At 36.2% G+C, this 15977-nt stretch carries 13 protein-coding genes; 12 read left to right on the top strand and 1 reads right to left on the bottom strand.

The window, feature by feature from the left end; all coding sequences use genetic code 11:
- Window positions 1-29: 29 nt before the first annotated feature.
- Window positions 30-1529, bottom strand: coding sequence for a sodium/proline symporter PutP (gene putP / locus BMY85_RS06185; protein ID WP_092477478.1), 1500 nt, complete (start codon window positions 1527-1529; stop codon window positions 30-32).
- Between the two features lie 214 nt (window positions 1530-1743).
- Here putP and recN point away from each other — a divergent pair, with 214 nt between their 5' ends.
- From recN to BMY85_RS06245, 12 genes are all read left to right on the top strand, one after another.
- Window positions 1744-3423, top strand: a complete 1680-nt coding sequence (gene recN, locus BMY85_RS06190; RefSeq protein ID WP_092477399.1) for a DNA repair protein RecN — start codon at window positions 1744-1746, stop codon at window positions 3421-3423.
- A 158-nt stretch (window positions 3424-3581) separates the two neighbouring features.
- Window positions 3582-4877, top strand: a complete 1296-nt coding sequence (spoIVB, locus tag BMY85_RS06195) for a SpoIVB peptidase (RefSeq protein WP_092477400.1) — start codon at window positions 3582-3584, stop codon at window positions 4875-4877.
- Window positions 4878-5102: 225 nt separating this feature from the next.
- The gene (spo0A, locus tag BMY85_RS06200; RefSeq protein ID WP_092477401.1) at window positions 5103-5903 is read left to right on the top strand and encodes a sporulation transcription factor Spo0A; all 801 of its coding nucleotides are present in this window, start codon (window positions 5103-5105) and stop codon (window positions 5901-5903) included.
- 96 nt (window positions 5904-5999) lie between these two features.
- Window positions 6000-7436 carry a glycogen synthase GlgA gene (gene glgA, locus BMY85_RS06205; protein WP_092477402.1) on the top strand — a complete coding sequence of 479 codons (1437 nt, stop codon included), beginning with the start codon at window positions 6000-6002 and terminating at the stop codon, window positions 7434-7436.
- 148 nt (window positions 7437-7584) lie between these two features.
- Window positions 7585-7908 (top strand): hypothetical protein, encoded by a 324-nt coding sequence (locus tag BMY85_RS06210; RefSeq protein ID WP_143066333.1) that lies wholly within the window; start codon window positions 7585-7587, stop codon window positions 7906-7908.
- Between the two features lie 90 nt (window positions 7909-7998).
- Window positions 7999-9150: a hypothetical protein gene (locus BMY85_RS06215; protein WP_143066334.1), complete on the top strand. Its 1152-nt coding sequence runs from the start codon at window positions 7999-8001 to the stop codon at window positions 9148-9150.
- 4 nt (window positions 9151-9154) lie between these two features.
- A complete protein-coding gene (locus BMY85_RS06220; protein WP_092477405.1) occupies window positions 9155-10015 on the top strand; it encodes a hypothetical protein in 861 nt (286 codons plus the stop codon).
- Window positions 10008-10877, top strand: a complete 870-nt coding sequence (locus BMY85_RS06225; protein ID WP_092477406.1) for a hypothetical protein — start codon at window positions 10008-10010, stop codon at window positions 10875-10877. Before BMY85_RS06220 ends, BMY85_RS06225 begins: the two co-directional genes overlap by 8 nt.
- 11 nt (window positions 10878-10888) lie before the next feature.
- Complete coding sequence (locus BMY85_RS06230) at window positions 10889-11530, top strand: ATP-binding cassette domain-containing protein (protein ID WP_092477407.1); 642 nt, start codon at window positions 10889-10891, stop codon at window positions 11528-11530.
- 124 nt (window positions 11531-11654) lie between these two features.
- Window positions 11655-13319, top strand: coding sequence for a Na/Pi cotransporter family protein (locus BMY85_RS06235; RefSeq protein WP_092477408.1), 1665 nt, complete (start codon window positions 11655-11657; stop codon window positions 13317-13319).
- Between the two features lie 185 nt (window positions 13320-13504).
- On the top strand, window positions 13505-14512 hold the full coding sequence (gene gap, locus BMY85_RS06240) for a type I glyceraldehyde-3-phosphate dehydrogenase (protein ID WP_092477409.1): 1008 nt from the start codon (window positions 13505-13507) through the stop codon (window positions 14510-14512).
- A gap of 261 nt (window positions 14513-14773) precedes the next feature.
- Window positions 14774-15973 (top strand): phosphoglycerate kinase, encoded by a 1200-nt coding sequence (locus BMY85_RS06245; protein ID WP_092477410.1) that lies wholly within the window; start codon window positions 14774-14776, stop codon window positions 15971-15973.
- The last annotated feature ends 4 nt before the right edge of the window (window positions 15974-15977 follow it).

Consider the following 15977-nt stretch of genomic DNA (forward strand, 5'->3'; position numbering starts at 1 on the left):
AGTGCGACAGCTCCTGTCTGAAAATTCTTTTAAATCTCAGTAGTTTCTACAGAATCAAATTCTGACTGTATTTCACTAGAAGGCTCTTTGTCTAAAAGACTTACGATTACAATTAACAGACTAGCAAAAATAAATGCTGGAAGTAAAGAGTATACTTCTAAAATACCGCCTAATTTGCAAATGTAAAGGGACCAGGCGACAGATAATGTACCTCCACCAAGCATGCCAGCAACCGCACCTTTTAAAGTTGTCCTCTTCCAGAACAATGCAAATAAAATAAGTGGACCAAATGCAGATCCAAATCCTGACCATGCTAAGGAAACCAGATTAAAGATAGAACTATCTGGGTTAAGGGCAATAATCATAGCAACAATTGCTACGATAAATGTAGTAGTCTTAGTTACAAGCAGAATCTGTCTGTCTGTTGCTTCTTTCTGAAATATTTTTTTATAAAGATTGTTTCCAACTGATGAAGATACTAAAAGCAGCTGTGAATCAGCAGTACTCATAGTAGCAGCTAAAATACCAGAAAGAACAATGCCTGCAATAAATTTAGGTAAGAAAGCGTTGGTTAGGCGGATAAAGATTGTTTCAGCAGCAGAACTAGTAGTTAATGTTTCAATACCACCGATACCTTTTGCTGTAATAGCAGCCCCTACATATCCGATACATACAGCTACAGCAAGAGAAATGATTACCCAAGTCATAGCAATTGTTCTGGACTTCTTAATTTCTTTTGAACTTTTAATTGCCATAAAACGAAGTAAAATGTGTGGAACTCCGAAGTAGCCAAGTCCCCAGGCAAGGCCAGAAATCATATTGATAACGCCGTAGGAAGCAGCTTTTCCAGCTGCGGGGTCATAAGTACTGAATAAACTCATGTATCCATCTACACTTTTGGCATATGAAAGTACTTCGCCGATACCGCCAGCTTTTACAATGCCAATGATCAGAACGATTATGATAGCAAATGACATTAACAAACCTTGAATCAGATCGGTAGTACTAGCGGCCATAAATCCACCAGCAGATGTATATAATACAATTATAAAACCGCAGATGATCATGGTTGGAACGTATTTGAAATCAAAGATACTGGCAAAAAGCTTACCACATGCAGAAAAACCAGATGCAGTGTAAACAGTAAAGAAAATAATGATTAAGATGGATGAAATAATCATTAAAATATTGTTTTTATCACGAAAACGGTTACTGAAAAAATCAGGCAATGTGATAGAATTGTTACTTACCTCTGTATATTTACGCAGACGTTTTGCTACGAATTTCCAGTTTAGGTATGTACCTATTGCCAAACCGATTGCGGTCCATCCGGCTTCACCAAATCCTGTTAAATAAGCAAGACCTGGAAGTCCCATTAATAGCCAGCTGCTCATATCAGACGCTTCTGCACTCATGGCAGTTACCCAGGCACCTAATTTACGGCCGCCAATAAAATAATCGTCGGATGTTTTATTACGTTTTCCATAGTAGAAACCAACTGCTAATACAATAAGCATATAAGCAGCCATTGCAAGTAAAACTAACAAAAAATCTCCTCCATTTCTATATTCTGTTTCCAAGTTACATGACGCAAAAAACAGCACATTTCATGGAAACTGCTGTGCGACTCGCTATATTCTATCATTAATCAGTAAAAAAGTAAATATTTAAAAAAAGGGTTGAATGTATGTTCGGTTTATGATAATCTGAATAAGAACATATGTTTTGTTGGGAGGTTATAATTTGCTTGTTAATCTACATGTAAAGAATTTGGCAATTATTGATGAGATTGAGATAGATTTTAGAAAACATCTGAACATACTAACTGGTGAGACAGGTGCTGGAAAGTCCATTATTATCGGTTCCATTAACATAGCGCTAGGAGGCAAAGTTCCTCAGGATATGATACGAAAAGGAGCCGATTACGGTTTGGTAGAACTTGTATTTCAAGTGTCCGGATCAGCCATAGAAGAGTTTATGAACAGGCATGATCTTGAGATGGAAGATGGACAGATTATTTTATCCCGTAAGATTATGCGTGGAAGAAGTGTCTGTAAAATCAACGGTGAAACGGTTCCTGTATCCGTTATCAGGGAATTAAGCGGTTATTTAATTGACATTCATGGACAGCAGGAACATCAGTCCCTGCTTTATAAGGCAAAACATTTATCCATATTGGATCATTATGCAAAGCAGGAACTTCTGCCATATAAAAGCAAGACTGGAAAACTTTATTCTTCTTACCAGGCATTAAAAGAAGAACTGAATTCCAGCGGTACCTCAGAAGAAGAAAGGCTTCGGGAGATGTCTTTTTTAGAATATGAAATGAATGAGATTGAAGCTGCAGCTTTGAAAGAAGGGGAAGAAGAAGAGCTGGAAGAACAGTACCGTAAGATGGTAAATATGGGAGATATCATGGAAGGCCTGTCTAGTGTATATGGACTTACTTCTTCGTCTCAGGAATCAGTTTCTTCCTTATTAGGACGTGCTGCCCGCATACTTTCAAAAATACAGGATATGGATTCCGGTGTTGAAAACTTTGCACAACAGATAGAAACGATTGATAATTTTGTAAATGATTTGAATCTGGAATTATTTCATTCAATGAATAATTTAAATTATGATGAAGAAGAATGCAAAAGAATCGAAGAACGCCTTGATACTATAAGAAGAATGAAAGCCAAGTATGGGAATTCTTATGAAAAAATTCTGGAATATTATGAAAAAGCTCAATTAAAACTGCAAAAGTACCAGAAATTTGAAGAATATCAAGCAGAACTTCTTTTAAAACTAAAGCATGTAGAAGAAGAGTTGGAAGAATGCTGCAAGTCAATTTCCAGCATTCGAAAAGCATATGCAGGAAAACTGGAAAAAGATATATATGAAGCACTGGTGGAACTGAATTTCTTAGATGTACGTTTTCAGATTAATTTTAAGAAGATGGAACATTATAGCAGTAATGGTTTTGATGACGTGGAATTCTATATATCTACTAATCCAGGTGAGGATCTGAAACCTCTTGGAAAAGCAGCTTCCGGTGGAGAGTTATCTCGGGTTATGTTAGCGGTTAAGTCCGTTTTGGCAGATAATGATATGGTTGAAACATTAATTTTTGATGAGATTGATGTGGGTGTAAGTGGCCGGACAGCACAGAAAGTTTCTGAACGGCTATCCTATATTTCCAGAAAGCATCAAGTAATATGTATTACACATTTACCTCAGATTGCAGCTATGGCTGATTCCCATTACATTATTGAAAAAATGGTGAAAGGGACTGTGACCGTAACCAATATCAGATGTTTGGATGAAGAAGATTCTGTTAAGGAATTAGCTAGAATTTTAGGTGGAGCTGCTATTACAGATAAAGTAATGGAAAGTGCCAGGGAGATGAAAGATCTGGCGTCAAAGTCCAAAAACTACTAGTTTGAAATAAAAAGATAGACACATACTAAAAGCGGATATACAAAAGGTATATTCGCTTTTTGCTTTATAATTTAAGTGATATATCCAGTTACTGCGTTACACATTTTATAACCGAATTTGATAGCATCTAAGAATGACGTGAAAATGGGGTGTGCCGTATGAAAAGACGAATGATTTATAGAAGAACATTGGTTGTAATCCTGCTATTTGTCATAGGTGGAATCGGATTTTTATCATATAGAACCATTGATAAGCAAATACCAGATAGTATAAGAATGATTGTAAACGAAGAACAAAAATTAGATTTTTCTTTGCCAGTAAAGGGACAGATAGTAGCAAAGACCGTGGGAGCTTTATCTGTAAATGATAAAAAACTTGAAAAGTCAGAAATTAGGATTGATTTTGCAAAGCCATTTACGTTATATTCCAAGGAACCAGGGAGTTACAAAGTAAAATTAAAGCTCTTTGGCCTAATGGCTTACAAGAATATACAAATTGATGTAATGGAAGAAAAATACCTTTATCCATGCGGTTCTTCTGTGGGGATAAAAATAAACACGGACGGAATTCTGGTTTTGGGAACGGGTATTATTAGAGGAAAAGATGGCCTGAACTATGAACCTGCATTAAATATACTGAAATCTGGCGATTATATTGTATCATTTAATGGAGAAAATGTAGAAAATAAAAAAAAATTAATGGAAATGATTGAAAAATGCAATGGAAATGATATACAATTAGAAGTGTTGAGAAACAATGAACGGATGAAAGTTATTATCAAGCCCGTGCTAGGGTCTGATGGTAGGTATAAGATAGGTGCCTGGATTAGAGATGACACACAAGGAATTGGAACTTTAACGTATGTAGATGAAGATGGTTCTTTTGGAGCATTAGGACATGGAATTACAGATGTAGATACAGGACTTCTTATGAACGTAAAGAAGGGAGGATTATATCGAGCCGATATTGTTCAAATCAACAAGGGGGAAAAAGGCACACCAGGAGAAGTAGTTGGAATCATACGAAAAGGAAATGGCGACCACTACGGATCTATAGATAAAAATACAAGACAAGGTATATTTGGCCATATTGATGAATCCGCCTTTAGTACAAAGCTTATGAAAAAATATCCAATAGGTTTAAAGCAAGACATAAAGACAGGGAAAGCAACAATATTGTGCCAGGTATCAGATCGGATTGAAGAGTACGATATTGAAATTGAAAAAGTTGAATTAAATACAGAAAATAACAGCAAGGGTATGGTTTTGCATATAACGGACAAAAAACTGCTGTCATTAACCAACGGCATAGTACAAGGAATGAGTGGAAGTCCGATTATCCAGAATGGCAAAATTATTGGTGCTGTAACACATGTTTTTGTACAGGATTCGACAAGAGGGTACGGAATATTTGTTGAAAATATGATGAGGTTTTCAGATAATAAACATAAATGACGAAAATTGCGAAAGAAACTAGTTGATTATATGGAAATAAATGTATATAATACTCATATGGTAAAAATTAACAATATTATTAAGACGTTATATCGGGACTGAACAAAGCAAATATAGTAAAAAGAAGTATAGATTGACTAAACACAGACAAAAATGTATAATTTTACTATACGAGTTTTGGCAAAAGGGGCCGATGAGTTAAATAATTAAGGAGGATTTGAAAGAATGGCTAAAATTAAAGTTGCTGTTGTAGACGACAACGAATCAACAGTAGGTACACTTGTTGAATGTTTAAGGAAAGATGACGAAATCGAAGTTGTAGGAATGGCTTATGATGGTTTACAAGCACTTACGCTAATAAAGGAAAAAGAACCGGATATTATGTTACTTGATTTGATTATGCCAAAACTTGATGGACTAGGAGTATTAGAAAGAGCCCACAATTCAAGCGAATTTAAGAAAGTGCCACGTTTTGTAGTGGTTAGTGCAGTTAGTACCGATCACATTACGGAAAGTGCATTTGAACTCGGAGCAAGTTATTATATCTTGAAACCTTTTGACGAATCAACAATCTTATCTAGAATTAAACAGACAAAACAGGTTTCGACACCTCATCTGGTGGTTCAAAAACGCTCACCTATTTTAGAAAGCAAACCAGTTTCATTAGAGCATAACTTGGAATCAGATGTTACCAATATCATTCATGAAATTGGAGTTCCAGCACACATAAAGGGCTATCAGTATTTGCGAGATGCGATTATGATGTCTGTAAATGATGGGGAAATGCTGAATTCTATTACAAAATTATTATATCCATCTATTGCAAAACAGCATAAGACAACTCCAAGCAGAGTAGAACGTGCAATTCGCCATGCCATAGAAGTTGCGTGGAGCCGTGGAAAAATGGATACGATAGATGAATTATTCGGATATACAGTTTCCAATGGAAAAGGAAAACCTACCAATTCTGAATTTGTTGCTTTAATTGCTGATAAAATTCGTTTAGAATATAAAATGCGTACATAAATTTTGTTAAACTTTAGGGCATAAATGAAATATAATACTTTCATGTTTGGATAAAATCATGTATAATTATGAAAACAAGAGTTTGGGAGGTTTCTTATGAAGAAAGTATTGTTCGTAGCTTCTGAAGTAGTACCGTTTATTAAAACAGGTGGATTAGCAGATGTAGTTGGTTCATTACCGAAGTACATAAATAAAGATAAATTTGACGTAAGAGTAATGCTGCCAAAATATATGGCTATTCCAGAAGAATATAAAGAAAAAATGAAGTTTAGGACCAGTTTCTACATTGATCTTGCCTGGCGAAAGCAGTATGTCGGTGTAATGGAGACGGTGTATGATGGCGTAACATTTTACTTTATTGATAATGAATATTACTTTGCGGGACCAACGCCTTATGGTAATATTTATGAGGATATTGAGAAGTTCGCATTTTTCTGCAAAGCTTCTTTATCCAGTCTGCCATCTTTGGATTTTCGGCCGGATATTATCCATTGCCATGACTGGCAGACAGGCCTGCTGCCAATTTATATAAAAGATGTATTTATGCAGAATCCGTTTTATCATGGAATCAAAACCATTATGACCATACATAATCTGAAATTCCAGGGAATCTGGGATATGAAAAAAGTAAAAGACATAACTGGACTTAGTTCGTATTATTTTGCTCCAGATAAGCTTGAAGCATATGGGGATGCGAATTACTTAAAAGGCGGACTTGTCTATGCTGACAAAATTACTACCGTCAGTGAGACTTATGCAGAAGAAATAAAAACCCCTTTTTATGGAGAGAATCTTGACGGACTGATTAATGCAAGAAGCAATTCCCTTGTTGGAATTTTAAATGGCCTGGATTATGAGGAATACGATCCGGCTACGGATAAACTTATTATCAAAAATTACAATAAAGCAAATTTCCGTAGGGAAAAGAGTAAAAATAAGGTAGCACTGCAGGCGGAACTGGGACTAAAAAAGGACGAAAAAGTCTTTATGATAGGAATTGTATCACGGCTGACTTCCCAAAAAGGGTTTGATTTAATTGATTATATGATTGAACAGATCTGTCAGGAAGATACACAGTTAGTTGTGCTTGGAACAGGTGAAGAAAAATATGAGCATTTATTTCGCCACTACGAATGGAAGTATAGTGACAGGGTTTCTGCCAATATTTATTATTCCAATGAACGTTCCCATAGGATTTATGCAGCCTGCGATGCTTTTCTGATGCCATCTTTATTTGAGCCTTGTGGACTTAGCCAGCTGATGAGCCTTAGATACGGAACAGTGCCGATTGTCCGAGAGACAGGCGGCTTGAAGGATACCGTTATTCCGTATAATGAGTATGAAGGAACTGGTACAGGATTTTCATTCTGCAACTATAATGCACATGAAATGATGAACACGATTAATTATGCAAAAAATGTCTATTATCACCATAAAAGAGAATGGAACAGACTTGTGGATCGTGGCATGAGCTGTGATTTCTCATGGAATAGTTCAGCTAAGAAATATGAAGAATTATATAATTCTTTATAAATTTCTTATAAGAAAAGATAGAAAAAAGTAAAAAGTAAGGAGCAGAAAAACGAACAAAGTATTAAAATTTGCTGCAGCAGGACTTGCAGCTGCAGCATTTGCAACAGGAAGTACGAGCGTTAGTGCCGCAGTTTCAAATAACATTGAATTGTACTATTCTTATGGTGCACCATCTAGTGATAATCAGCTGATTTGTTATGGAGGGTATACATCTGCAGGGAAAGATTCAATGGTATTGAGGGTGCCAATATTTGACGTGAATTTTATTGGACCACAAGTAACTATTATAACAGCACCAGCATTAAATATGAGCAGTTTTAACCAAGCGATACCAACGTATCGTACTGTTCAATACCGAAATGGTGCTAGGACTAGAAGTGGTATATATTATGATGCGACTTCAAAAGTCAGCAATTATAGCGGACAGAGAAGCATTCGGATATATGGTGTTATAAGAGAAGCCAATGGCTGATAGGAAGCTTTTGGACATAGGAGTTGTTCTTTGAATGGCAGCTCCTATTTGTATTTTGGTATCATAATGGAAATAACGAGGGATAAGAAAATGCAGAAAAAAACAGCATTTATAATTGCAGTAGGTATTGCAATTTCATTAACTGGCTGCGTAAGTACGCCAGAAAATTTAAAAGAACAAAAAAATTCAAGCCAGCAGGCAGAAAAGAAAGACGGAATCCAGCTGGACAGTTTAAAAAATGTATTGGATTGTGCAAAGGATATTCAAGGGCAAACGTATGAAAATCTGTATTTTGCAGATAATTTTCAGGTAAACCAGCCAGAACAGATTGGAAAAATAGAATTTAGCCAGAGGAAAGATTTTGATAAAGATGGGATGCAAATATTAAAGGAGTTTGTGAAGGAGATAGATCCCAAGATCAAAGTAGACACCAATCTTGTCAAACCAGGACTGCAGTACATAGATGAAAAAGGGCAAGAATCTTTTTCGTTGGGGAATGATGGGTTTTTATATTATGCCTATGAGGAAGGAGATAGCTGGATATCGGTAAAAAATGGAGATACCGAAGAGTATGAATTAGTGGAGCAGGTATGTGTCGAATATGAATATGATAATAAGTCTTTTCAATGGAAGGACAAAGAAGTTTCCTTGACTGATATTGTTGAAACGGCACAGAAGAGCGCAGATGAATTTACGAAAAAATACGATAGTATGTCATGGAGGCCAAGCATTCTGTTGGTTTATGAAAACAAGCAGGGAGAATACTATTTTGAGGTCCGATTCACAAAATCTTACCAGGGTGCTGATCTGTTTTATGAAGATTACAGAAAAGCACTTGATTATGTAAAAGCACCTTATGTATCTGTAATGCAGCCATACATGGTATTTAATTCGTCAAAAGAAATGCTGGCAGTAGATAATTATCCAGGAATCCTTGATTACAATAAAACCATAGAAGAATATGATAACATCATTACATTACAGTGTGCATCAGAATTATTGTCAGATAAGCTGTCCTCTTATAAAGCATACAATGTTTATCATGTGAATCTGGAATACCGCTTAGTACAGACAGATGGTGAAAAAGTTGAAAAAGATGGTTATTATTGCAATTGGCGAGCAGGAAATATATATGAGACAAGTCCATGCTGGACATTTTATTTAAGTAACGATATGGATCGCATGACATTTGCAATGGTTGACTGTGTAACTGGGGAAGTAGAATTTGTAAGTGGAGAGTAAACTCATGAAAACAATACATTCGTTAAAAATTGATTTAAACAAAACAATATGGAATTTAGGCTTCTTCTTATCCGTCTTATTAACAATAGCATTGCAATTTACAAATCAGATTTATGTAGATGGTGAAAGCGGAAAAACATATTGTGTCTTAGAAGCATTAATGAAGCTTAGCAGGAGCCAGATAGAAAGTGATGTGAATTTATCTTCGCTGATGGTATTGCAAGCTGGAGTAGCAGGGTATTTTATTATGTTTATTCCAATTATAGCAGCATTTCCATTTATTCCAAACTTCTGTGCAGAAAGAAATAGCGGCTTAATTCGCTTTACGATACAGAGGACAGGAAAGTTCAGATATTACTGTGTAAAATTTCTATCAGCAGTATTGGGAGGAGGGTTATCTGTTTTACTTGGTTACATAGTGTTTGCTGTTCTCATGCTGATTTTGTTTCCAGACATAAGAACCTATAATCTTAGCAAAGAAGAACTGTCTGTATTGACGGATTTTTATATAACGAAAAGATTGTTTCTGATAGCATCAGGAATTTTTTTATATGGATCTGTTTCCGCAATTCCCGCTTTTTTAATGTCATCCTTTGTAAAAAACAGATATATTATTACTTGTGTACCATTTATGATTACGTATTTATATAGTACAGGTCTGACAAAATTAATATATGAAGGGATGGAAAAAGGAAAGCAGACACTGGTTGATTTAGGAAATACATTAAAACCAGAACAGATTACCACGTTGTATTACGGAGATTCCATTTCCCGAAATGCAATATATGTAAATATGGCTTTTGTGGCAGTGTCATTTTTCATTTTTGTATGGATTATGAATGGAAGGAGTGATATGGGTGAGTAATATTAAGCTAAGCAGAATCCGATTAACAGCTAAAACGGAATATATAAAATGGATCTGTAATCCAAGAATTATTCTGCTGGCAGTTGTCGTTGTTTTTTTACATAATTTTATTATTCAGCCACTTCAGGAACATGCGGGCAAAATGGGAGAACCACTAAACTCTCTTGAACCATTTATTGCAACGGTAAACTCCGAGATTCTGGTAATAATCGTTCCTGCAGTGTTTTTGGCATTGTTCTCTGATTTTCCGAAAATGGATGGCAGTACATTATTTTTTGTACATAGAATAGGAAAGATAAACTGGATTTTAGGACAGATTCTTTTTGTAGCATATGGAATTATGACTTATGTAGGAATTCTGTTTCTAGGTTCTTTTTTACCTGTTATGACATCAACATTCTGGGCTGACAAGTGGTCAAATGTAGTAACACAATATGCACAGAGATTTCCAGACGAGTCACAGAGTTTTGCCTGTCTGTTAATAAAGAATAACATATATAATCAGGTATCACCAGATATGGCAGTAATACATGGTTATCTTCTTATGATTTTATATCTTGCCGTGTTAGCTAGTATCATGCTGCTGTTCCAATGCCTGGATAAAAAAATATATGGCATGCTCTGTGCAGCAAGCGTTATTGCTTTTGGAGGAACGACATCATTGGTAGGAGCAAAAGCTATGTGGTTTTTTCCAATGGCACATGCATCTTTGTGGAATCATTTTACAAGCTATTTCCGTAAACCTGTAGTGGCTTTATGGAAGTCTTATTTGTATTTTGGAAGTCTTGTGATTCTGCTGATTATTGCCTCTTTGAAGAGTATTAAGAACCGGAATTTTGATAGCATTCAGGAAATGGATTAAGGAGTTGGAAAATGGAAAATATAATAGAAATTCGTGATGTTTCCTTGCAGATAAAAAAAGAACAGATATTGAAGCATGTAAGTATGGATTTGGAAGAAGGAAAGATACATGGGCTTGTTGGACGAAATGGTTCTGGAAAGACTATGCTTATGAAATGTATCTGTGGCTTTATCAAAATAACAGAGGGCGAAATTAAAGTTGAAAACAAAATAGTGGGCAAAGATATCGATTTTCCTCAGAATATTGGATTTATTATCGAGACTCCAGGGTTTATTCCTTATTACAGTGGATATAAAAACTTACGCCTGCTTGCTGGATTGCGTAATAAAATTGGAAAACAAGAAGTAAAGGATGCTATGACGGCGGTAGGACTCGACTATAAACTGAAACGTTCGGTAAAAAAATATAGTCTGGGTATGAGACAGCGGCTGGGAATTGCACAGGCTATTATGGAAAAACCTTCTATTTTAATTTTAGACGAACCTTTTAATGGCCTGGATAAAGAAGGTGTAGAGGAAATGCGAAAGTATCTTATTAAATTGAAGGAAGATAATACAACGGTTTTGATTTGTTCTCATTCTACAGAAGATATTCATGTACTTTGTGATACGGTGGCTGAAATGGAGAAAGGAGTACTCAAAAAAATTCGTTAAATTTACCAAGAGCATCGGAAAGGATAGAGAATGTATTGTTTAGTTATTGCATAATTCTGCTAGTTTCGTTAAAACTAATTCAATGAAAAATAGTAGTACAAGGATATGTTTTTGGGAGGTAGAAATGTCTGTCGAAGTTTTGGGAGTGATATTTCAATTTGCTGGCGGCTTAGGAATGTTTTTGTATGGCATGAACATAATGGGAGACGGTTTGCAAAAGGCAGCTGGCAACAAGATGCATAACTTTTTAGGAAAAATTACAAGCAACCGTTTTCTAGGACTTTTAGCCGGAGCTCTGATTACGGCAATTATACAAAGCAGCTCAGCAACAACTGTAATGGTAGTTGGATTTGTAAATGCTGGCCTTCTGGATCTGGGACAGGCGGCTGGCGTGATAATGGGTGCCAATATTGGAACTACCATTACAAGCTGGATTGTATCCATGAATGAATGGGAATGGGCAGCCGTTTTAAAACCTTCATTCTTTGCTCCACTATTAATTGCAATTGGAGCATTTTTTATTATGCTCAATAAGAGCCAAAAGAGAAAAGAAGCCGGGCAGATTTTAAGCGGTTTTGGTATTCTGTTTATCGGCTTGGAGTTTATGACTTCTTCTATTGAACCATATAGTGCCTCGCCTGTATTTTCTGCCGCATTTCGCATTTTAGGAAGAAATCCAGTATTTGGAATTCTGACAGGCCTTGTAGTTACCGCTTTCATTCAAAGTTCCTCTGCGTCAGTTGGAATCCTGCAGGCGCTAGCTGCCAATGGAGTAGTCGGCTGGAATAGTGCAGTTTATATTACATTAGGCCAGAATATGGGAACTTGCGTAACAGCCTTAATATCAAGTACAGGAGCTAACCGGACAGCAAAAAGAGCAGCAGTGATGCATTTTCTTTTTAATTTAATGGGAGCAATTATATTCGGAGTGCTGATGTCTTTCTTGTTTCTATGGAGGCCGGTTTTGGCAGAAGCTAAAGTATCAAGTGTTGATATTTCGGTTTTCCATACTATTTTTAACATTGCCAATACGTTAATACTGTTTCCGTTTGGTAATCTATTGGTAAAATTATCAGGCGTAATTGTGAAGGATCATGCACATAATGTTATAGATGACGAATTAGAATCAATGAAAAGGCATTTGGACGAACGAATTTTAGAAACTCCATCATTTGCACTGGACAATGCCATTAAACAAGTGGTTCATATGGGCGAAATTACGATGGAAAACGTCAAGCGTTCGGTAAAAGCACTTCTGGAAAAAGACGGACAGCTGGTCAAAGAAGTCATGGAACAAGAAAAATTAATCGACCAGATGGAAAAGATCCTGACGGAATATTTAGTCAAGATCAGCAATTTGTCATTATCTGAAAAACAGCAGCTGATTGTCAATCATATGTTTTATACTATCATTAATTTTGAACGTGTTGGGGACCATGCCGAGAATATTGGTGAGCTGGCCAGCATTACGATTGACAGGAAATTACAGTTTACAGAAGAAGCCTATATGGAAATGGAAAATATGTGCAAGGCTGCAATTGAGTCCTTTGAAAATTCTCTGCTTTCACGTTCGACAGAAGATCAGGAATATATCCGAAAAGTAGTAAAGTGTGAAGAACTGGTGGATAATCTGGAAGAAGAGTATCGAGAGCACCATATTGCAAGGCTTTCGAAGAATGTCTGCAATTCAGAAACTGGTGTAGTATTTGTTGATTTACTGGTAAATTTGGAAAGAATCTCAGATCATTCCATGAATATTGCCAACTTTCTACTAGATGAATTGGATTAATTTATCAAACAAATTTGAAAAAATATTATTTTCCTCTTGATATTTGAGGATATATTAGTTAAAATAGGTTTGGGTTTTGTGAAAAAGAAAACAAACTCTATTAGGCCAGAATTAATCACTGTACAAAAGTCAAAGGACAAGTTGCAGTAATTATAAAATTTTTTTTCATAGGAGGAATATTTATCATGGCAGTTAAAGTAGCAATTAATGGTTTTGGACGTATTGGACGTCTTGCATTCAGACAAATGTTTGGAGCTGAAGGATATGAGGTAGTAGCAATCAATGACTTAACAAGTCCTGCTATGTTAGCTCACTTATTAAAATATGATTCATCTCAAGGCAGATATGACAAAGAAGTTGAAGCAAAAGAAGATTCTATCGTTGTTGACGGAAAAGAAATCAAAATCTATGCGAAAGCTAACGCTGAAGAACTTCCTTGGGGAGAAATCGGAGTAGACGTAGTACTTGAGTGTACAGGATTCTATACATCTAAAGCAAAATCTGAAGCTCACATCAAAGCTGGTGCAAAGAAAGTTGTTATTTCAGCTCCTGCAGGAAATGATCTTCCTACAATCGTATACAGTGTTAACGAAAAAACACTTAAAAAAGAAGATACCGTTATTTCTGCAGCTTCTTGTACAACAAACTGTTTAGCACCTATGGCTGATACATTAAACAAATTAGCTAAAATCAAAAAAGGCTATATGACAACAATCCACGCTTACACAGGTGATCAGATGACTCTTGACGGACCTCAGAGAAAAGGCGATTTAAGAAGAGCCCGTGCAGCTGCTGTTAATATCGTTCCTAACTCTACAGGTGCTGCTAAAGCTATCGGATTAGTTATCCCAGAATTAAACGGTGTATTAGATGGCTGTGCACAGCGTGTTCCTACCCCAACAGGTTCCTTAACCCAGTTAATCGCAATCTGTGACGGTACAGTAACAGAAGCTGACGTAAACGCAGCAATGAAAGCTGCTGTATCTGATTCTTTCGGATACACAGAAGATGAAATCGTTTCTTCTGATATCGTAGGCATCAGATTTGGTTCTTTATTCGATGCAACACAGACAAAATGCATGGATATGGGCGATGGTACAACAATGGTTAAAGTTGTTTCCTGGTATGACAATGAAAACTCATATACAAGCCAGATGGTTAGAACAATCAAATACTTCGCTGAATTAGCATAATTAATTTCAGATAAATTATTTGATTATCATGGACTAGCATTCATGATAAATAATGACCTATCAGGGTCCGGTCGTTTGGGCCGGACCTTTTTTAATTAAACCAGTCAATGTCTGACAGCTGCACATATTTAATGAAATGTGTTAAAGGCAATGACAGGTTCCTTATCTCTTAATCCCCAGTTTCCTTAGCAGGGCAATTCATTCTGCTAAGAAGATCGTGAAAATACGGATCAGTTATGCAAATTGAAAGGAGTCTGACTCATGTTAAATAAAAAATCAGTAGATGATATTAATGTAAAAGGAAAAAGAGTTTTGGTTCGCTGCGACTTTAACGTACCAATTATTGATGGCAAAATTACAGATGAAAACCGTTTAGTAGCGGCTCTTCCAACAATTAAAAAATTAATTGCTGATGGCGGCAAAGTTGTTCTTTGCTCTCACTTAGGCAAACCAAAGGGAGAACCAAAGCCGGAATTATCTTTAGCTCCAGTAGCAGTAAGATTAGCTGAATTATTAGGACAGGAAGTAAAATTTGCAGCTGACGCTAATGTAGTTGGTGAAAATGCAAAAGCTGCAGTAGCAGCAATGAATGATGGAGACGTTGTTTTATTAGAAAATACTCGTTATAGAGCAGAAGAAACCAAGAATGGTGAAGAATTCAGCAAAGAATTAGCTTCTTTATGTGATGTTTTCGTAAATGATGCATTTGGTACAGCTCACAGGGCACACTGTTCTAATGTAGGTGTAACGCAATATGTTGATACAGCAGTTGTTGGTTATCTTATGCAAAAAGAAATCGATTTCTTAGGAAATGCGGTAAACAATCCAGAAAGACCTTTCGTAGCAATCCTTGGTGGTTCCAAAGTTTCTTCTAAAATTTCCGTTATCAACAACTTACTGGAAAAAGTTGATACTTTAATCATTGGTGGTGGAATGGCTTATACATTTATGGCTGCTGATGGTAAAAAAGTTGGTAATTCTTTATTAGAAGAAGACTATATTGACTATGCTAAAGATATGGTGAAAAAAGCTGAGGAAAAAGGCGTTAAATTATTAATTCCTCAGGATAATGTTTGTGCAGATGACTTCTCTAATGATGCGAACATCAAAATTGTGGCTAAGGACCAAGACATTGAAGATGGATGGGAAGGTCTTGATATCGGACCAAAATCCTGTGAAGTATTCTGTGAAGCATTAAAAGGTGCGAAAACAGTTGTTTGGAACGGACCTATGGGCTGTTTTGAAATGCCTAAATTCGCGGAAGGTACAATTGCAGTAGCAAAAGCTTTAGCTGATTTAGATGGTGCTACAACTATCATTGGTGGTGGTGATTCCGCTTCAGCTGTAAACAACTTAGGTTTCGGTGATAAAATGACTCATATCTCTACAGGTGGTGGAGCAAGCTTGGAATTCTTAGAAGGTAAAGAATTACCAGGTGTTGCTGCAGCTAACGATAAATAATCGT

The organism is [Clostridium] polysaccharolyticum (assembly GCF_900111595.1).
Lineage (GTDB): Bacteria > Bacillota > Clostridia > Lachnospirales > Lachnospiraceae > Clostridium_AI > Clostridium_AI polysaccharolyticum.